This window comes from Micromonospora sp. S4605 (genome assembly GCF_003176715.1).
Classification (GTDB): Bacteria; Actinomycetota; Actinomycetes; order Mycobacteriales; family Micromonosporaceae; genus Micromonospora; species Micromonospora echinaurantiaca.
Window position 1 is genome coordinate 1 of the sequence record NZ_QGSW01000479.1, and the last position, 19,063, is coordinate 19,063.

Genomic DNA, 19,063 nt, shown 5'->3' on the forward strand with positions numbered 1-19,063 from the left:
GTGGAGATCGCCCACTCCGGGTCCTTCAGGCCGTGCCCGGTGACCGTGCAGACCACTGTCGAGCCGGCCGGCACCCGGCCGGCCGCGGCCTGCTGGAGCAGGCCGGCCACGCTGGCCGCGCTACCCAGTTCCACGAAGACGCCGACCTCGCGGGCCAGCAGCCGGTACGCGGCCAGGATCTCCCGGTCGGTGACCGCCTCGATCAGGCCGCCGGAGGCGTCCCGGGCGTCCAGCGCCCTGGTCCAGCTGGCCGGGTTGCCGATCCGGATGGCGGTGGCGATGGTGGACGGCTCCCGCACCACCTCGCCGGTCACGATCGGCGCCGCGCCGGCGGCCTGGAAGCCGTACATCTTCGGGGCGCGGGTGGCGTTGCCGTCCCGCAGGTCCTCCTCGTAGCCCATCCAGTAGGCCGAGATGTTGCCGGCGTTGCCGACCGGCAGGCAGTGGATGTCCGGCGCGTCACCGAGCGCCTGGACGATCTCGAACGCCGCTGTCTTCTGGCCGTGCAGCCGGTCGATGTTGACCGAGTTGACCAGGGCGACCGGGTAGTCCTGGGCGAGCTTCGCGGCCAGCGACAGGCAGTCGTCGAAGTTGCCGTTGACCTGGAGCAGCTTCGCGCCGTGCACCAGCGCCTGGGCCAGCTTGCCCAGCGCGATCTTGCCCTGCGGCACCAGCACCGCGCAGGTCAGCCCGGCCCGGGCCGCGTACGCCGCCGCGGAGGCGCTGGTGTTGCCGGTGGAGGCGCAGATGATCGCCTTGTTGCCGGCCTCGACCGCCTTGGAGACGGCGAGCGTCATGCCCCGATCCTTGAACGAGCCGGTCGGGTTGGCGCCCTCCACCTTCAGGTGGACGTCACAGCCGAGCCGGGCGGAGAGCACCGGAACGGGCAGCAGCGGGGTGTTCCCCTCGTGCAGGGTGACGACGGGGGTGGCGTCGGTGACCGGAAGCCGGTCCCGGAAGGCGTCGATCAGACCCCGCCACATGTCGCACTCCTCGCCTCTACCGCCCCGCCCAGCCGGGGGCGCCTCCAGCCTGGACCAGCCTCGCCGGGCCGGCCGCGGCACACCCGCCATTAACCACCTGGCGGGACGCAAGCGCCAGCCGACGTGCCGATCGGGCGGCCGGCGCGGTCAGAATCCGCCCTCGACCCGCAGCACGCTGGTCACCGAGCGGACGATGTCCAGCCCGCGCAGCTCACCCACGGTCGCGGCGAGCGCGGCGTCCGGCGCCACGTGGGTGACGATGACCAGCTCCGCGTCGTCGTCCCGGCCGCCGGAGGTGCCGGCGGCCGCCGAGCCCTGCCGGACGGTCGCGATCGAGACGTCGTGCCGGGCGAACACCCCGGCCACCGCGGCCAGCACGCCCGGACGGTCGGCCACGTCCAGGCTGATGTGGTAGCGGGTCAGCGCCTCCCCCATCGGCCGCACCGACAGGTCGGCGTACGCGCTCTCGCTGGCCGCGCGGACGCCGGCGAGCCGGTTGCGGGCCACCGCCACCACGTCGCCGAGCACCGCGCTGGCGGTCGGCGCGCCGCCGGCGCCCCGACCGTAGAACATCAGCTGGCCGGCCGCCTCGGCCTCGACGAAGACCGCGTTGAACGCGTCGCCCACGCTGGCCAGCGGGTGGGTCAGCGGGATCATCGCCGGGTGCACCCGGACGTTGACCGTCTCCCGGCCGGCGGCGTCCGCGCCCCGGGCCGCGATGCAGAGCAGTTTGATCGTGCAGCCCATCGCCTTGGCGCTGGCCACGTCGGCGGCGGTCACCTCGGTGATGCCCTCCCGGTGCACGTCGGCCGCGCTCACCCGGGTGTGGAAGGCCAGCGAGGCCAGGATGGCCGCCTTGGCCGCCGCGTCGAAGCCCTCCACGTCGGCGGTCGGGTCGGCCTCGGCGTACCCCAGCTCGGTCGCCTCCTCCAGCGCCTCGGCGAAGCCGGCGCCGGTGGCGTCCATGGCGGAGAGGATGAAGTTGGTGGTGCCGTTGACGATGCCGGTCACCTGGGTGATCCGGTCGCCGTGCAGCGACTCGCGCAGCGGGCGCAGCAGCGGGATGGCCCCGGCCACGGACGCCTCGTAGTAGAGGTCGCCGCCGCCCTCGGCGGCCGCGTCGTGCAGCGCCGCGCCGTCCTCGGCGAGCAGCGCCTTGTTCGCGGTCACCACGCTCTTGCCGGCGCGCAGCGCCTCCACCAGCCAGCCGCGGGCCGGCTCGATGCCGCCGACCACCTCGACCACCACGTCGACGTCGTCGCGCTTGACCAGGCCGAGCGCGTCGGTGGTGAACAGCGCCGGATCGACCGGCAGGTCACCGCGGTCGCGGTTGAGGCGGCGTACGGCGATGCCGGCGATCTCGATCGGGGCGCCGATCCGGGCGGCGAGGTCGGCCGACTGCTCGTGCAGCAGCCGGACCACCTCACCACCGACCGTGCCGCAGCCGAGCAGCGCCAAGCGCACAGGTGACGTCATCCAACATCCAATGCGAGCAGGTCCTCTTCGGTCTCCCGCCGGACGATCACACGAGCCTGGCCGCCGCGCACCGCGACCACCGGGGGGCGGGGCACGTGGTTGTAGTTGCTGGCCATGCTCCGGCAGTAGGCACCGGTGCCGGGCACCGCGACAAGATCTCCGGGCTGCACGTCGGCGGGCAGGAATTCATCCTTCACCACGATGTCCCCGGACTCACAATGCTTTCCCACCACGCGGGCGAGCATCGGCTCGGCGACCGACGCCCGGGACGCCAGCGTGGCGGAGTAGGACGCGTCGTAGAGCGCGGTGCGGATGTTGTCGCTCATCCCGCCGTCGACGCTGACGTACGTCCGGATGCCGTCCACGTCCTTGACCGTGCCGACCTCGTAGAGGGTGAACACGGCCGGCCCGACGATGGCCCGGCCCGGCTCGATGGAGAGCCGCGGCACGGCGAGCCGCTCGGCCGCGCACTCCCCGTCGACGATCTTGCGCAGCCGCTTGGCCAGGTCGTGCGGCGCGGCCGGATCGTCCTGCGTGGTGTACGCGATGCCGAAGCCGCCACCGAGGTCCAGCTCGGGCAGTTCCACCCCGCGCGCGTCGCGGATCTGCGCCTGCAGGGCGAGCACCCGGCGGGCGGAGACCTCGAAGCCGCTGGCGTCGAAGATCTGCGACCCGATGTGCGAGTGCAGGCCGCGCAGCTCCAGCACGTCCTCGTCGAGGATCTTGAAGGCGGCCGCCGCGGCGGCCCCGCCGGCCAGCGAGAAGCCGAACTTCTGGTCCTCGTGCGCGGTCGCGATGAACTCGTGGGTGTGCGCCTCCACGCCGACGGTGACCCGGACCAGCACCTTCGGCCGGACGCCGCGCTCGCGGGCCAGCTCGGTAAGCCGGTCGATCTCGGTGAACGAGTCGACGATGATCCGACCCACCCCGGCGTCCACCGCCCGGGTCAGCTCGGCGACCGACTTGTTGTTGCCGTGGAAGCCGATCCGCTCCGGTGGCATCCCGGCGGCCAGCGCGGTGGCCAGCTCGCCGCCGCTGCACACGTCGAGGTGCAGGCCCTCCTCGTCGATCATCCGCACCACGGCACGGCAGAGGAACGCCTTGCCGGCGTAGTAGACGTCGACGTCCGGGAAGGCGGCCCGGAAGTCGCGACAGCGCGAGCGCAGGTCGTCCTCGTCCAGCACGTACACCGGGGTGCCGAACTCGGCGGCGAGGTCACGCACGGCCAGGCCGGCGACGGTGAGCGCGCCATCCGCGCCGCGCGCCACGGTGCGCGGCCACAGCTGCGGCACCAGGGCGTTGACGTCGGCCGGCGTACGCAGCCAGGCCGGACCGCGGTTGCCGATGTCGCCGTGCAGCGCACCAGCCTCGTGAGCCCGCATGTCACATCCTCTCGGGCGCGGAGACGCCGAGCAGGTGGAGCCCGTTGGCGATCACCGTACGGGTGGCGTCGTTGAGCCAGAGCCGGGCCCGGTGCAGGTCGGTGACCTCCTCGTCACCGCGCGGCAGGATCCGGCAGTTGTCGTAGAACCGGTGGTAGGCCCCGGCGAGATCCTCCAGGTAGCGGGCCACCCGGTGCGGCTCGCGCAGCTCGGCCGCGGTGGAGACCACGGCGGGGAACTCGGCGAGCGCCTTGAGCAGCTCGTTCTCCTTCTCGTGGTCGAGCAGCTCGGGGCGGAACGCGGCGGCGTCGCCCCGGGTGAGCCCGACCTCGGCGGCGTTGCGCCCCACGCTGGCCGTCCGGGCGGCCACGTACTGCACGTAGTAGACCGGGTTGTCGCGGGTGGCCCGGGTCCACAGCTCGACGTCGATGTCGATCGGCGAGTCGCTGGAGTAGCGGGCCAGCGCGTAGCGGGCGGCGTCCACCCCGATCGCGTCGACCAGGTCCTCCAGGGTGACCACGGTGCCGGCGCGCTTGCTCATCCGCATCGGTGCGCCGTCGCGGAGCAGGTTGACCAGCTGGCCGATGAGGATCTCCAGGTTGCGCTCCGGGTCGTCGCCGAAGCAGGCGGCCATCGCCTTCATCCGGCCGATGTAGCCGTGGTGGTCGGCGCCGAGCATGATGACCACCCGCTCGAAGCCGCGCTCCCGCTTGTCGAGGTAGTAGGCGCAGTCGGCGGCGAAGTAGGTCCACTCGCCGTTGGACTTGCGTAGCACCCGGTCCTTGTCGTCGCCGAACTCCGTGGTGCGCAGCCAGGTGGCGCCCTCGGCCTCGAAGACGTGCCCCTGCTCCCGCAGCCGGCTCAGGGCCAGGTCGAGCTCGCCCCGGTCGTGCAGGTCCTTCTCGTTGAAGTAGGTGTCGAACTCGACCCCGAAGTCGCGCAGCGACGAGCGGATCTCGTCGAACATCAGCGCCACGCCCTCGACCCGGAAGACCTCCTGGGCCGCCGCGTCGTCCAGCGTGAGCACCTCCGGCCGACGGGCCTGGACCGCCGCGGCGATCTCCCCGAGGTACGCCCCGGCGTAGCCGTCCTCCGGGGTCGGTTCGCCCCGGGCGACGGCGAGCAGCGAGCGGGCGAACCGGTCGATCTGCGAGCCGGCGTCGTTGAAGTAGTACTCGGTGCCCACCTCGGCGCCGGTGGCGCGCAGCAGCCGGCCCAGCGCGTCGCCGACGGCGGCCCAGCGGACCCCGCCGATGTGCACCGGGCCGGTCGGGTTGGCCGAGACGAACTCCAGGTTGATCCGCTGCCCGGCGAGCCGGTCGCTGCGGCCGTACTCCGCACCGGCCTCGACGATCGACCGGGCGAGCTGGCCGGCGGCGGCGGCGTCCAGCCGGATGTTGAGGAAGCCCGGGCCGGCGATCTCCACCGACTTGACCCCGGCGGCCCGGCCGAGCTGCTCGGCGAGGGCGCCGGCGAGCTCCCGCGGCGGGACGCCCACCTTCTTGCTGAGCTGCAACGCCAGCGTCGAGGCGTAGTCGCCGTGCTCGGGGTTGCGGGGTCGCTCCACCGCCGTCCGCTCCGGCAGGGCGGAGCGATCCAGGCCCCGCTCGGTGAAGACGGCGTGGGCTGCGGAGAGGACGACCTCGGCGAGTTCTGCGGGAGTCACCGAACCATGTTATCGGGGGTAGACTCGGTCCCCGCGGCGGCGACCCAGCATGTGAACTCCGACCGCCGGCTCCCCTGACCGACCGACCTGACGAGGCACGATGAGCATCAGCACCCCGGGCGGCGAGCAGCGCCGTCCGACCGTGGTCAGCACCGGCAAGAAGCCGGCGGCCCGGCCGGCCGCTGCCGGCAAGCCGGCCGGCGGCAAGGCCGGGTCCGGCAAGTCGACCGGTCCCCGTCCGGGCGCCGGTGGCAAGGGCCGCAAGCCGGTCACCCCGGTCAAGGTCAGCCAGGGCCGGTCCTGGGGGCCCATCGCGCTCTTCGTCGCCGTGGGCGTGCTCGCCGCGTCGATCATCGGCTACGGCGCCTGGGCGGCCTTCCAGGGCTCGAAGCCGTGGGAGGACCGGGCTGCCGACATCTCCGGCATCGTGAACTACCGCGAACTGGACAAGGAACTGGTCAAGGGCAGCAACCACCAGGCCGGCCCGATCAAGTACGAGATCAGCCCGCCGGTCGCCGGCCCGCACAACGCGTCCTGGCAGAACTGCATGGGTGACGTCTACGACGCCCCGATCGCCAACGAGCACGCGGTGCACAGCCTGGAGCACGGCACCGTGTGGATCACCTACCGTCCGGACCTGCCCGCCGACCAGGTGGCCAAGCTGCGCGACAAGGTCGCGGGCGTGGAGAAGACCATGCTCAGCCCGTACGAGGGGCTGGACAAGCCGATCTCGCTGCAGGCCTGGGGCTACCAGCTCAAGGTCGACAACGCTGACGACAGCCGGATCGACGAGTTCATCAAGACGCTGCGGGTGAACGCCTCGATCGAGGGGCCGACGGCGCTGTGCAACCAGGGCATCACCGCGACCGGCACCACGCCGCGCGACGGCGCGACGATGCCGCAGGGCTGAGGGGACGATGAGCGCACCGACCACGACCGAGACCCCGAGCCTCGGCGACCCGACCCCACCGGAGCGCCCGGACACCGGGCGCCGGTGGGGCGTGGCCGCGCTGGCTCTCGCCGTCGTGGTCGGGTTGCTCCTCGGGTACGCCGGCGGCCTGCTGACCCCCCGGCTGACCCGCCCCGGTGACGCGTCGGTGGAGGCCGGCTTCGCCCGGGACATGACCACCCACCACGCCCAGGCGGTGGAGATGGGCCTGATCGCCTTCCAACGGGCCAGCGACCCGGAGGTGCGCAGCATCGGCGGCGACATCGCGCTCGGCCAGCAGGGCGAGATGGGCGCGATGCAGTCCTGGCTGCGCTCCTGGGGGCTCGACCCGACCGGCTCGCAGCCGCCGATGTCCTGGATGCCCGACGGCGCGATGACGGTCAAGAACGGGCTGATGCCGGGGATGGCGACGCCGGAGGAGATGGCGGCGCTGCGCGCGGCCCAGGGGCGCGACCTGGACGTCCGGTTCCTGACCATGATGATCAAGCACCACCTGGGCGGGATCCACATGATCGACGCGGTGCTCGACGCCACCGACGAGCCGGACGTCGTCCGCACCGCCCAGACCATGAAGAACACCCAGCAGACCGACCTCACCAACCTCCAGAACGCCCTCAAGCGCCTCAACGGCTGATCCGCCCCCGCTCCTCCTCGTCGATCAAGAGGTTCGCGTCATCGCCGGCCCCGCCGGACGACGCAGACCTCTTGATCTCTTTTGGGGCCGGACGGATGGGCGGTTTCGGGGTGTTGTGATGGTTTGGGGTGTGTGGGCGATTACGTGGCTAAGGGAGTTTTCTCCACACATATCGTGACCAGTTGCGATTCGGGCTCGTTGCGCAGGACGTGGGGGTTGCACTCAGAGACGCGCGGCGGTCGGTCACCAGCTGGTGCCGGCGCCACACCATCGGCGGTGACGGGGCGGTGGCAGCCGCCCGTCGCGGACAGCGGCCGGGCGAGCCGGGAACGCTCAGCCGCGAACAGGAACTCGAACTGATCGACGTGCTGCGGGGCGTCCACCCCGACGAGTTCGGCCTGGACGAGGAGCTGTGGACGCGGCAGAGCCTCCAGACGCTCATCCAGCGCCGGTTCGACCTGTCGTTGGACGCCGGCGCGGTCGGGGCGTACCTGCGGGCCTGGGGGTTGGGTCCGCGGGAGCCCCGGGAACGCGCCTGCGGGCTCTGCGTGGGCGCGGTCGAGCGCTGGGTACGCAGCGAGTACCCGGCGATCACCCGGGCGGCCCAGGAGCACCTGGCCGAGGTCTACTGGATCGGCCGGGTGCGGCTACGCGGCACCATGCCGGCGGCCGACGTGATCTCCGCTGTCTCGTCCCGCGGCCGGGTGCGCTTCATGATCACGACTCCTACTGTCGACCCGCCCCTCCCCCGCGAGTTCGTGCTCCGGCTCAGCGGCGAGGAGCAGCGGACCGTGCACCTCATCGTGGACGGCTCGTGGCCCCGCAACGAGTGGCCCCGCCGGCTGCCCCGCCGGATCGTGCTGCACCCCCTGCCCAGCTGCGGTCGCGCCGTCGCGGCCTGACCGCCGCCGACGCTCCCGTCCACCTCCCGCCGAGGCGGACGGGAGCGTCGGCGTACCGGGGCGGCGTCGCCGGTACACCGCGCCGCGATCGACGGCGGTCCCGCTGAAGCCGTCCCCCGGCCGGCGCGACGCGCGGCCCGGATACCGATTCGTCGTTACCAGCGGACGTTTGCTAGTCTTCTCCAGTCGCTGAGCCCCCGTAGCTCAGGGGATAGAGCACCGCCCTCCGGAGGCGGGGGCGCAGGTTCGAATCCTGCCGGGGGCACTCTTGACACCAGCACTGAAGGCCTCTGACCAGGGAAAGCCCGGTCAGGGGCCTTCGTCGTGTGTCTGACTGAGTCCGGCCGCCAGTGGCCGATGGCGGGCGTCTAAGTGCCGAATACGTGCCGAAGCGCGGGGGCGGGACCGACCTGGCGAGTGCCGGTTGGAGTACCAGGGGGCATCCCATCCGGTTCCGGTCACCGAACCTGTCCGGTCAGCGGCCGGTTGCGCCGGCCGCCGCTGGTGCTCAGCATCCGGGCCGAGATGCCGATCCGCTTCGCCAGGCCGTACGTCGTGATCGGGCTGCTGCTGACGGTCTCCTTGTAGAGCACGGCCGCCCGGCCGGTGAGCAGCCACCGCCGCGGAGTGTCGTCGGGGTACGTGAACTGGATCACCGCGTCCCGGCGCCCGAGGCTGACCGGCTGGTGCAGGTAGCCGAACCGGAACGGCCGGAGCGCCCTGCCGCGCACCTCGCGGGCGATGTTGCCGGCGACGTGGGCGGCGGTCGGCAGGCCGCTCTGGCAGGTGCCGTGGATGACGCCGTAGGCCTGCCGGACCGCGGCGGCGTCGCCGACGGCGTAGATCTCCGGGTGCGACACGGAGCGCAGGGTGGCGTCGGTGACGATCCGACCGGTGTCGTCGGTGGCGATCCCGGCCTGCGTGGCCAGCGGCGCCACCCGCACCCCGGTGGTCCACAGCGTGCCGTCAGCCGGCACGACCTCACCCCCGGCCAGTTCCACGCCCGCTGGTAGCACCCTGGCGATCTCGACACCGGCGCGGACGATCACACCCAACCGGTCGAGCGACGCCCGCAGATAGCCGCGGGCCCGGACTCCCATCATCGCGCCCGGCTCGCCCCGGGTCAGCAGCGTCACCGTGACGTCCGGGTAGGACTCGGCGATCTCGGCCGCCGCCTCGATCCCGGTCAGCCCGCCCCCGCACACCAGGAAGGTGCTCCGGCCCGCGGCCGCGAGGTGTGCGGCCATCCGTCGCGCGTCCATCGGGCTGTTGAGGGTGAAGGCGTGCTCGGCGCCCGGAACGCGGGCGGTGTCGGTGGTGCTGCCGATCGCGTAGACGAGGGTGTCGTAGTCCAGCGCGACCGCACCGTCCGAGCCGGACACCCGGACCGTGCGCGCGGCGGTGTCGACACCGGTCGCCCAGCCCTGGACGAAGGCGATCCCGGTGCCGGTCAACAGGTCCGGGATGCGGTGCTCGGCGAGCTGTTGTCCGGTCGCAAGCTGATGCATCCGCAGCCGTTCGGTGAACCGCTCCCCGGGGTTGACCAGGGTCACGGTCACCCGCCCCCGGGCCCGGCGCGCCACGCCGAGCGCCGCCAGCAGGCCGGTGTATCCGGCGCCGATAACCACGATTCGCGTCTGCCGTGTGTTCGTCATGCCCCACGGACGGCACCCCGGCGCGCCACGTGAGCTGCTGTGGGCGGCGTCACATTCCGCGGACGGCGGTGAGCTTCTCCGGGTTGCTGACCAGGTGAATCTCCCGGGCGCGCCCGTCGACCAGGTGCAGCACGACGACCGCCACCGGGGTCTCGGCGGAGTAGATGACAACGCCAGGGCCGCCGTTGACCTCGGCGATGACCACGCGCGGCGACTCCGGCATGCGCCCGGCGAACGTGACCAGCGCCCGCGCCACCAGCTCGATGCCGTCGATCGCCTTGCGGGGCGCGGGTGCCAGGCCGCCACCGTCGCAGACCAGCCGGACGTCGGGCGCGAGCACCGCCATCAGGGCGGTCAGGTCGCCGCCGGCACTGGCCGACATGAACGACTCGGTGACCTTGCGTCGCGTTCCCTGATCGGTGTCATAGCGCCGGCGGCGTCCGCTCACGTGCTGGCGCGCCCGCACCGCCGTCTGGCGTACCGATTCCGGGCTCCGGTCGACGATGCCGGCGATCTCGTTGTACGAGTACCCGAACGCCTCGTGCAGCACGAAGACCGCCCGCTCCAGCGGCGACAACGACTCCAGGATGAGCAGCATGGCCAGCGACACCGACTCGGACCGGGCCACGTCGTCGGCGACATCGGGCGTGGTGAGAATCGGCTCGGGCAGCCACGGCCCGACGTACGACTCGCGCCGGGCGGTCGCGCTGCGCAGCCGGTCGATGGCCAGCCGGGTGGTCACCCGGACCAGGTAGCCCTCCGGGTTCTCGACCTGTTCGACGTCGACACCGCTCCAGCGGAGCCAGGCGTCCTGCACCACGTCCTCGGCATCGCTGGCCCGGCCGAGCACCCGGTAGGCGACGGCCACCAGGAGCGGGCGGTGCTCGGCGAACACCGTGTCGTGCGGCATCCGCCCAGGATACGAAGCCACCGGCCGGCCGGTGGCCCGCCGGCCGCACCGGGCAACGACGCTGGCCGGCGTCGACGGGCCGCTGTGCCGCGACGACACCCGGCAACGGCGACGGGCACCGGCACCGGCCCGATGTCGCTCAGCCGGCGGCGCGGCGGGCGCGGGCCCGGCGCTTGCCCTCGTGCATGGCCTGCACCCGGGCGACCGGAATGGTGTGGCCCTCGGCGACCAGGTCCGCCGGGAGCGGCTGCGGCGCCGGCATCTGCTCGGCCCACGGATCGCGGTCGGCGACCAGGCCGGGCACGGTGCGGATGGTGAAGTCGGCCGGCGTGACGTCGCCCAGGTCGGCCCAGCCGACCGGGTACGACACCGGCACCCCCGGCCGCAGCCGCGGGCTGTACGCGGCCACCACTGTCGCCCCGCCGGCCCGGGTGGAGTCCACGAAGACCTTGCCGCCCCGGTCCTCGCGGATGAAGGCGGTGGTGGCCAGCGCCGGGTCGAGCCGTTCGGCGCGGGCCGCGACGGCCCGGGTGGCGGCGGCCATGTCCACGGCGGTGGCGCCGGTCGCCACCGGCACGAAGACGTGCACCCCCTTGGCCCCGCTGGTCTTGACCGCCCCGGCCAGCCCGCAGTCGGCGAGCGCCTGCCGGACCAGCCGGGCCGCGGCCACCGCCAGGGCGAACGAGTCCCCCTCCGGCGGGTCGAGGTCGAGCACCAGGTGGGTGGGCCGGTGCAGGTCGTCAACGGTGGCCAGGGTGGGGTGGTACTCGATCGCCCGCTGGTTGGCGAACCAGAGCAGGGTGCGGCGGTCGTCGCAGAGCGCGTACGACACCTCGCGGTGCGAAGCCTCGGCCCACACCGCGGTGCGGCGCACCCACTCCGGGGTGTACTTCGGCAGGTTCTTCTGCATGAACGGCGCCTGCCCGCGCAGCGCCCGGATCACCGACAGCGGTCGGTCCCGCAGCTGCGGCAGCAGCCGGTCGTGGACCGCGTCGAGGTAGTCGACCAGATCCCGCTTGGTCGCGTCGGCCCCGTCGAACAGCGCCTGGTCCAGGTTGGTCAGCGCCACCCCGGCCCGGTTCTCGTCAGCCCCGCCCATCCGATCACCTTCCCGGCCCGCGGGCCGCCGGTCAACCGGACACGACCGGCCGCCGGCGGTCAACCGGACCCGGCGGCCGGCGGTCCACCGGGCGCGGCGGCCGGCGGTCCACCGGGCGCGGCGGCGGTCGGGGGAAGGCGCGCCCCGGCGGGTCAGGGTGCCGCCGGCGGGTCGCCGGCCGCCACGGCGTCGAGCAGCCGGGCGGTGTACGCACGGGTGGCGGCGTACAGGCCGGATCCGTGGCTGATCCGGGCCACCCCGAGGGCGGCCAGGCCGGCCCGGCCGAGGGTGCCCGGACGGGCCAGCACGTTCACCGGGCCGGTCACCGCCTCGACGAAACTCCGGAGCTCCCCCGGGTCGGTCAGCATGATCGGGTAGACGCAGTCCGCGCCGGCGGCGAGGTAACGCCGGCCCCGGCGGACCGCCTCGGCCAACCGTTCGGCCGGGTCCCCGGCGGGCCGCAGGAAGACGTCCACCCGGGCGTTGAGCACCACCGGCACCCCGGCCGCGTCCGCCGCCGCCCGCACCTGCGCCAGCAGGTCGGCCTGCGCGCCAACGTCGACCAGCGCCCCGGTGCCCGGGGCGGAGTCCTCCAGGTTGAGCCCCACCGCGCCGGCGGCGAGCAGCCGCTCGACCAGCTCGGCCGGGCGCAGCCCGTACCCCCGCTCGAGGTCGGCGGTGACCGGGACGGCGACCGCCCGGGCGATCCGGGCGACCGCGGCGAACATCTCGCCGACCGGGGTGGTCTCGCCGTCGGTGTGGCCGAGCGACTCGGCGACGGCGGCGCTGCTGGTCGCCACGGCCGGAAAGCCGGCGGCGACCACTGCCCGGGCCGAACCGGCGTCCCAGGCGTTGGGCAGGATCAGCGGGTCACCGGGGCGGTGCAGCGCGCGCAGCGCCGCCGCCCGACCCGTCGGGGTGGCGGTCATACGCCGATTCTCGACCGGCCGCCGGCCCGCTCTAAGCTCCAATTCCGTGCCGATGGACTGGGCCGCTTTCGGGGTCGACCTGCACCTGGAGCTGGACGCGACGGCCGGCCGCCGGGCCGGGCTGGAACGCGCGCTCCGGGAGGCGATTCGGGACGGGCGGCTGGCCCCGGCGACCCGGCTGCCCGCCACCCGCACGCTCGCCGCCGAGCTGGGCGTGTCCCGGGGCACGGTCAGCGCGGCGTACGACCAGTTGGTCGCCGAGGGCTGGCTGGTGGCCCGGGTGGGTGCCGGCACCGAGGTGAGCCCGCTGCTGCGCGCCGCGCCGCCGCCGGCCGCCGCCCCGGCGGGTCCGGTCGCGCCCCGCTACGACCTGCGCCCGGGCAGTCCCGACGTGGCGGCCTTCCCGGTGACCGCCTGGCTGCGCGCCACCCGGCGGGCGCTGACCGCCGCCCCGGCGAGCGTCTACGGCTACGGCGACCCGCGCGGGCGGAGCGAGCTGCGCACGGCGCTCGCCGGCTATCTGGGCCGGGCCCGGGGGGTGCTGGCCGATCCCGACCGGATCGTCGTCACCACCGGGTACGTGCAGGCACTGGCGCTGCTGGTCGGCGTGCTGCGCGACGCGGGCCGCCCGGTGCTGGCGATGGAGGACCCGGGGCTCGCCTTCCACCGGGAGGTGGCCCGCCGGCACGGCGGCACGGTGCTGCCGCTGCCGGTCGACGACCGCGGCGCCCGCACCGACCTGCTCGGCGCCGGCGAGCTGGCCGGGGTGGCCGCCGCGGTGGTGACGCCGGCCCACCAGTACCCGACCGGGGTCACCCTGGCGCCCGAGCGCCGGCACGCGCTGACCCGCTGGGCGCGGGACCGGGACGCGCTGGTGGTCGAGGACGACTACGACGGCGAGTTCCGCTACGACCGGCAGCCGGTGGGTGCGGTGCAGGGCACCGCACCCGAGCAGGTGGCGTACGTGGGCACCGCCGCCAAGACCCTCGGCCCGGCGCTGCGGTTGGCCTGGCTGGTGCTGCCGGCCCGGCTGGTCGAGCCGGTGGTCGAGGCGAAACGGCACCTGGACCTGCACTCGGAGACGATCGGGCAGTTGGCGCTCGCCGACCTGATCACGAATCACGGTTACGACCGGCAGATCCGGGCGGTCCGCCGGCACTACCGCCGCCGCCGGGACCTGCTGCTCGACCGGCTCGACGCGGCCGGCGGGCGGTACCGGGTGGGCGGCGTCTCCGCCGGCCTGCACGCGTTGCTGCGCCTGCCGCCGGACGGGCCGGACGAGGCGGCGCTGCTCGCCGCGGCGGCACGGCGCGGGCTGGCCCTGGGCGGGCTGGCCGCTCACCGGCACCGCCCGGGCGCCCACCCACCGGGTCTGGTCGTCGGCTACGCCACCCCGCCCGGGCACGCCTACCCCGCCGCCCTGGACGCGCTGCTCGCCGTGCTGGGCGCCGCCGAACCGGGCTGACCCGCGGCCGCCGGGGCGAGGTTCGCGGGCTCCTCGGCAGCTCCGGCCGAGGAGCCCGCCGACGAACCGGCGCCACCGGAGGCCGACCCCGGCTCGGCGGCGACGCCGACCGACGCGTCGGGCCGGCCCGGGTTGTCCGCGCCGGCGGCCGTCGACGGCTCGCCCGCCGTGTACCGCCGGCGGAGGGTGGCCACCGCGACCAGCAGAGCGGCGGTGACCAGGGCGGCGGCCACGGCGAAGGCGGTCCGGTAGCCGGCCGCGAGGGCGGCGGTCTCGGTCCAGCCGGCGGCCCGCAGGCCGTCGGTGCGGGTGGCCGCCAGGGTGGCGAGCGCGGCCAGTCCGAGCGCCCCGCCGACCTGCTGGGTGGTGTTCGCCAGCCCCGATGCGAGCCCGGCGTCGGCCTCGCCGGCGCCGGCCATGGCCAGCGTGGTCACCGCCGGCAGGGTCAGCCCGCCGGCGGCGCCGAAGACCAGCATCGCCGGGAGCACGTCGACCGGGTAGCTGCCGTCGACCGGCAACCGGGCCAGCAGCAGAAAGCCGACCACGGCGAGGGCCAGCCCGGTGAGCAGCACGGCCCGGGCGCCGAACCGGGCCATCAGCCGGCCGGCGAGGCCGAGCGAGACCACCGCGATCATCACCGGAGTGGGCAGGAAGGCCAGCCCGGTGGCGGCCGCGTCCAGGGCGAGGACCAGTTGGAGTTCCAGGGCGAGCAGGAACTGGAAGCCGAAGAACGCGGCGACCATGAGGAACTGGACAGTGTTCGCGGCGACCAGGTCGGGCGCGCGCAGCAGCCGGGGCGGCAGCAGCGGGGTGGCGGTCGCCCGCTGCCGGACCGCGAAGCCGCCGAGCAGGACGGCGGCGAGCCCGGCCGCGCCGAGCGTACGGGCCGAGGTCCAGCCGTGCTCCCCGGTGCCGACGATCGCCAGCACGGCGGCCATCAACCCGGCGGTGACCAGCACCGCGCCGAGCAGGTCCAGGCCGGCGCGCAGCCCGAGGCCCCGGTCCGGCTCGATCCGGCGCACCGCGGCGACCAGGATGACCAGCCCGATCGGCAGGTTGATCAGGAAGATCGCGGGCCAGCCGGCCAGGTCGGTGAGTACGCCGCCGGCCAGCATGCCGATCGACGAGCCGGCGGCCCCGGTGAAGCTGAAGACCGCGATCGCCCGGGCCCGCTCGGCCGGTTCCGGGAAGAGTCGGACGATCATGCCGAGGCTCACCGCCATGGTGAGCGCCCCGCCGACCCCCTGGGCGAAGCGGGCGGTGACCAGCACCGCCGGCCCGGTCGCCACCGCGCAGAGCAGCGAGGCGAGGGTGAACAGCGCCACCCCGGCGAGGAAGACCTGGCGGCGGCCGAGCAGGTCGCCGAGGCGCCCGGCGAGCAGCAGCAGCCCGCCGAAGGCGACCAGGTAGGCGTTGACCACCCAGGCCAGCCCGGTGGCGGTGAAGCCGAGGTCGCGCTGGATCGCGGGAAGCGCCACCGCGACGATGCTGCCGTCCAGGATGATCATGAGACTGCCGGCGCAGAGCACCAGCAGCGCCGGCCAGCGGGACGGAACGGTACGGGCCATCGAGAGCTCCCCCTAGGTGCATGGTTTGTTACCGAAGCCATCCTCTGTGACCATGAGGCGGAGCGTAAGGAGGCACTTTGATGTCCCAGGGGAACAGCGGTGTGCCCGTGAGCGTCGACCGGAGCCAGGCGTGCGCCGCCGGCGACGCCCCGTTCACCCCCGGGCAGGCCCGGGCGTGCACCGTCCGCGAGGTGCTCGACCGGGTGGGCGGCAAGTGGAGCATCGGCATCCTGGTCGCCGCCTCCCAGGGCCCGGTGCGCTTCACCGAACTGGAGCGGTGCGTGGAGGGGATCAGCCGGCGGATGCTCACGCTGACCCTGCGCAACCTGGAGCGGGACGGCCTGCTGCATCGCCGGGTGTACCCGACGGTGCCGCCGAAGGTGGAGTACACCGCCACCCCGATCGCCCTGGAGCTCTACGAGTCGCTGGTCACCCTGACCAACTGGGCCGAGCGGCACCGGACGGCGATCGCCGAGGCGCGGGCCGCGTACGACCGGGAGCACGGCGCCCCGAGCTGAGCCGGCGCCGGCCGGCGGACCGAGCCCCACCCGGCACCCCTGCGGAACCCCCTGTGGTGAACGCCACCGGATGGATCTGACCGATCGGTCAGCATCTGACCGATCGGTCAGGCATGCTGGTTCGGGGGGTGACCGGCATGGCACGGGTGGTACCGGAGACGCACGACGAGATCCTGGCCGCGGCGGCGCGGCGATTCGCGGTCAGCGGCTACCGGGGCACCTCGCTGCAGGACATCGCCGGCGAGGTGGGCTGCTCCAAGGCGGCCGTGCTCTACCACTTCGCCAACAAGGACGCCATCCTCACCGAGCTGATGGCTCCGGCGATCGACGTCCTCCGGGCGCTCGACGAGCGGATCGCCGCGCACCACGGCGCGGCCGCCCAGCGGGTGGCCGCCGAGGGCTTCGTCGACCTCGCGGTCCGGTTCCGGCGCGAGATCGCACTGCTCCGGGGGGAGTTCCCGGAGCTGCTCCAGCAGCCCGCCTTCGCGCACATCCAGCGGATCTCCGAGCGGCTGATCGAGGCACTCGCCGGGCACCCGGAGCGCCCCGCCGCCCGGATCGCGGCGCTGGTGGTGCTCGCCGGCATCTCCGAAGCGTGCGGCGAGTTCGCCGACGTACCCGACGAGGAGCTGCGCGACGCGCTGCTGGGACTCGTCCGGCGGGCGCTGGAGCCCGTCGACTGACTCGTTCCCAACCATCCACGAGACGAGGACAAGGAACTCATGGCCACCCTGCTCTACCGGCTCGGCCGGGGCTCGATGCGCCGGCGGCGACTCGTCGCGGCGATCTGGCTCGTCGTACTGGTCGGTCTCGGCCTGGCCGCCGCGACCCTGCGCGGCCCGATCGCCGACAACTTCACCATGCCCGGCACCGAGTCGCAGCGCGCCCTGGACCTGCTCGCGGAGCAGTTCCCGGAGGCCAGCGGCGCGACCGGCACGATCGCGGTCAAGGCACCGGCCGACGGCGCGCTCGGCAGCCCGCAGGGGCAGGCGGTGGTGAAGGAGCTCACCCAGGAGGCCGCGACGCTGCCCGGCGTCGTCGGCGCCGTCGACCCGTTCCAGGTGGGCGCGGTGTCCCCGGACGGCCGGTACGCGCTGGTCCAGGTGCAGTTCGCCACCGGCGCCGACGAGGTGACCGACAGCCAGCGCGACGCGTACGAGCAGGTCGGCACCCGGGCCGAGGCCCAGGGCTGGCAGGTCGCGCCCGGCGGCGAGGTGCTCAACGCCGTGCCGGAGGTCGGCTCGACCGAGGCGATCGGCGTGGCGATCGCCGCGATCGTCCTGGTGGTCACCTTCGGGTCGCTGGTGGCGGCCGGGATGACCATGCTCAACGCGCTGATCGGCGTGGGCGTCGGCATGGCGGGGCTCTTCACGCTCAGCAGCGTGGTCGACCTGACCAGCACGGCACCGATCCTCGCCCTGATGCTCGGCCTCGCGGTCGGCATCGACTACTCACTCTTCATCACCTCGCGCTACCGGCAGAACCTGCTCGAAGGGCTGCCGCCGGACGAGGCGGTCGGCCGCGCGGTGGGCACCGCCGGATCGGCGGTGCTCTTCGCCGGCGCCACCGTGGTCATCGCGCTGGCCGGCCTCGCCGTGGTGAACATCCCGTTCCTGACCGTCATGGGTCTGGCCGCCGCCGCCACGGTCACCGTCGCGGTGCTGGTCGCGATCACCCTCCAGCCCGCCCTGCTCGGCTTCGCCGGCCACCGGGTGCTCCCCCGCAAGCTGCGCGCCTCGGTTCCGGCCGGCGACCGGGCGGACCACGCTCCGACGGCCGTGCCGGCCGCCGAGGACCGCTCCGGCTTCGGGTTCCGTTGGGCGCGCGCCGTCACCCGGTTCCGGGTGCCGGTGATCCTGGTCGGGCTGCTCGGGCTGGGCCTGCTCGCGCTGCCCACGCCGGACATGCGGCTGGCCCTGCCCGACGCGGGCACCGCGCCGGTCGGCTCGCCGGCCCGCACCTCGAACGACCTGATCACCGAGGGCTTCGGGCCGGGCTTCACCGGCCGGCTCGCGGTGGTGGTCGCCGGGGACAGCCCGCAGGCCACCTCGGCCGCGATCCCGCAGGTCACCGCGCTGCTCCAGCGCACCGACAACGTCCTCGCGGTGGCCCCGCCGCAGCTCAGCCCGGACGGCCGCACCGCGCTGCTCGGCGTGGTGCCGAAGACGGGCCCGACCGACGAGGCCACCGAGACCCTGGTCAACGACGTACGCGGCTCGGTGGGCCAGTTCCGCGACGTGGACGTGCTGCTGACCGGCGTGACCGCCATCGGCATCGACGTCTCCGAGAAGCTCTCCGACGCCCTGCCGGTCTACCTGCTGCTGGTGGTCGGGCTCTCGGTGCTGCTGCTGATGCTCGTCTTCCGCTCGCTGCTGGTGCCGGTCAAGGCCGCGCTGGGCTTCCTGCTCACGGTCGCCGCCACGTTCGGCATCACCGTGGCGGTGTTCCAGCAGGGCCATCTCGCCGACCTGGTCGGCCTGGACACCCCCGGTCCGCTGGTCAGCTTCCTGCCGATCCTGCTGATCGGCATCCTGTTCGGCCTGGCGATGGACTACGAGGTGTTCCTGGTCTCCCGGATGCGCGAGGACTTCGTGCACGGCGACACCGCGCAGCAGGCGACCATCAACGGGATGGGGCACGGGGCCCGGGTGGTCACCGCCGCGGCGCTGATCATGATCTCCGTCTTCGGCGGCTTCGTGTTCCTCGACGACCCGGTGATCAAGTCGATGGGCTTCGCGCTCGCGATCGGTGTCGCCATCGACGCGTTCGTGGTGCGGATGACCATCGTGCCCGCGGTGATGTCGCTGCTGGGCCGGGGCGCCTGGTGGCTGCCGCGCTGGCTGGACAGGGCCCTGCCGAACGTCGACATCGAGGGCGAGGGCCTGCGCGCCCACCTGGCCGAACCCTGTCCCTTATACACATCTGAC

General features: G+C 74.0%; 16 protein-coding genes and 1 tRNA gene. 8 read left to right on the forward strand and 9 right to left on the reverse strand.

The genetic code is table 11. The features are described 5' to 3' along the window. The 4 genes from thrC to argS form a co-directional block, all read right to left on the reverse strand. A partial coding sequence (gene thrC / locus DLJ47_RS34685; RefSeq protein WP_109906511.1) for a threonine synthase occupies positions 1 to 983 on the reverse strand: 983 nt, incomplete at its 3' end. 147 nt (positions 984 to 1,130) lie between these two features. Next, positions 1,131 to 2,447 carry a homoserine dehydrogenase gene (locus DLJ47_RS34690; protein WP_199236135.1) on the reverse strand — a complete coding sequence of 439 codons (1,317 nt, stop codon included), beginning with the start codon at positions 2,445 to 2,447 and terminating at the stop codon, positions 1,131 to 1,133. Positions 2,448 to 2,455: 8 nt separating this feature from the next. Continuing rightward, a complete protein-coding gene (gene lysA, locus DLJ47_RS34695) occupies positions 2,456 to 3,841 on the reverse strand; it encodes a diaminopimelate decarboxylase (RefSeq protein WP_109906515.1) in 1,386 nt (461 codons plus the stop codon). A gap of 1 nt (position 3,842) precedes the next feature. Then, positions 3,843 to 5,507, reverse strand: a complete 1,665-nt coding sequence (gene argS, locus DLJ47_RS34700; protein ID WP_109906517.1) for an arginine--tRNA ligase — start codon at positions 5,505 to 5,507, stop codon at positions 3,843 to 3,845. A 100-nt stretch (positions 5,508 to 5,607) separates the two neighbouring features. Here argS and DLJ47_RS34710 point away from each other — a divergent pair, with 100 nt between their 5' ends. From DLJ47_RS34710 to DLJ47_RS34725, 4 genes are all read left to right on the forward strand, one after another. Then, positions 5,608 to 6,417: a DUF3105 domain-containing protein gene (locus DLJ47_RS34710; RefSeq protein ID WP_109906521.1), complete on the forward strand. Its 810-nt coding sequence runs from the start codon at positions 5,608 to 5,610 to the stop codon at positions 6,415 to 6,417. 7 nt (positions 6,418 to 6,424) lie between these two features. Then, positions 6,425 to 7,090 carry a DUF305 domain-containing protein gene (locus DLJ47_RS34715; RefSeq protein WP_109906523.1) on the forward strand — a complete coding sequence of 222 codons (666 nt, stop codon included), beginning with the start codon at positions 6,425 to 6,427 and terminating at the stop codon, positions 7,088 to 7,090. Between the two features lie 209 nt (positions 7,091 to 7,299). Next, positions 7,300 to 7,992 (forward strand): winged helix-turn-helix domain-containing protein, encoded by a 693-nt coding sequence (locus tag DLJ47_RS34720; RefSeq protein WP_109906525.1) that lies wholly within the window; start codon positions 7,300 to 7,302, stop codon positions 7,990 to 7,992. Positions 7,993 to 8,185: 193 nt separating this feature from the next. After that, a tRNA-Arg gene (locus DLJ47_RS34725) sits at positions 8,186 to 8,257 on the forward strand. A gap of 193 nt (positions 8,258 to 8,450) precedes the next feature. Here the strand turns inward: DLJ47_RS34725 and DLJ47_RS34730 are convergent. The 4 genes from DLJ47_RS34730 to DLJ47_RS34745 form a co-directional block, all read right to left on the reverse strand. Continuing rightward, positions 8,451 to 9,647: an NAD(P)/FAD-dependent oxidoreductase gene (locus DLJ47_RS34730; RefSeq protein ID WP_109906527.1), complete on the reverse strand. Its 1,197-nt coding sequence runs from the start codon at positions 9,645 to 9,647 to the stop codon at positions 8,451 to 8,453. 49 nt (positions 9,648 to 9,696) lie between these two features. Continuing rightward, positions 9,697 to 10,557 carry an RNA polymerase sigma factor SigJ gene (gene sigJ, locus DLJ47_RS34735; RefSeq protein WP_109906529.1) on the reverse strand — a complete coding sequence of 287 codons (861 nt, stop codon included), beginning with the start codon at positions 10,555 to 10,557 and terminating at the stop codon, positions 9,697 to 9,699. Positions 10,558 to 10,696: 139 nt separating this feature from the next. Further along, positions 10,697 to 11,656, reverse strand: a complete 960-nt coding sequence (gene ligD / locus DLJ47_RS34740; protein WP_109906531.1) for a non-homologous end-joining DNA ligase — start codon at positions 11,654 to 11,656, stop codon at positions 10,697 to 10,699. Positions 11,657 to 11,808: 152 nt separating this feature from the next. Further along, positions 11,809 to 12,585, reverse strand: a complete 777-nt coding sequence (locus tag DLJ47_RS34745) for an isocitrate lyase/PEP mutase family protein (protein ID WP_109906533.1) — start codon at positions 12,583 to 12,585, stop codon at positions 11,809 to 11,811. Positions 12,586 to 12,637: 52 nt separating this feature from the next. On the opposite strand from DLJ47_RS34745, the gene pdxR reads away from it, so the two are divergent. Next, the gene (gene pdxR / locus DLJ47_RS34750; protein ID WP_109906535.1) at positions 12,638 to 14,050 is read left to right on the forward strand and encodes a MocR-like pyridoxine biosynthesis transcription factor PdxR; all 1,413 of its coding nucleotides are present in this window, start codon (positions 12,638 to 12,640) and stop codon (positions 14,048 to 14,050) included. Here the strand turns inward: pdxR and DLJ47_RS34755 are convergent. After that, positions 13,993 to 15,618, reverse strand: coding sequence for an MFS transporter (locus DLJ47_RS34755; RefSeq protein WP_109906537.1), 1,626 nt, complete (start codon positions 15,616 to 15,618; stop codon positions 13,993 to 13,995). The two genes, pdxR and DLJ47_RS34755, sit on opposite strands and share 58 nt — an antisense overlap. A 107-nt stretch (positions 15,619 to 15,725) precedes the next feature. Here DLJ47_RS34755 and DLJ47_RS34760 point away from each other — a divergent pair, with 107 nt between their 5' ends. From DLJ47_RS34760 to DLJ47_RS34770, 3 genes are all read left to right on the forward strand, one after another. Continuing rightward, positions 15,726 to 16,136: a winged helix-turn-helix transcriptional regulator gene (locus tag DLJ47_RS34760; protein WP_393347098.1), complete on the forward strand. Its 411-nt coding sequence runs from the start codon at positions 15,726 to 15,728 to the stop codon at positions 16,134 to 16,136. Positions 16,137 to 16,273: 137 nt separating this feature from the next. After that, complete coding sequence (locus tag DLJ47_RS34765; protein WP_109906543.1) at positions 16,274 to 16,819, forward strand: TetR/AcrR family transcriptional regulator; 546 nt, start codon at positions 16,274 to 16,276, stop codon at positions 16,817 to 16,819. 39 nt (positions 16,820 to 16,858) lie between these two features. Next, positions 16,859 to 19,063 (forward strand): MMPL family transporter (locus DLJ47_RS34770; RefSeq protein WP_109906541.1); only part of this gene is annotated, 2,205 nt, incomplete at its 3' end.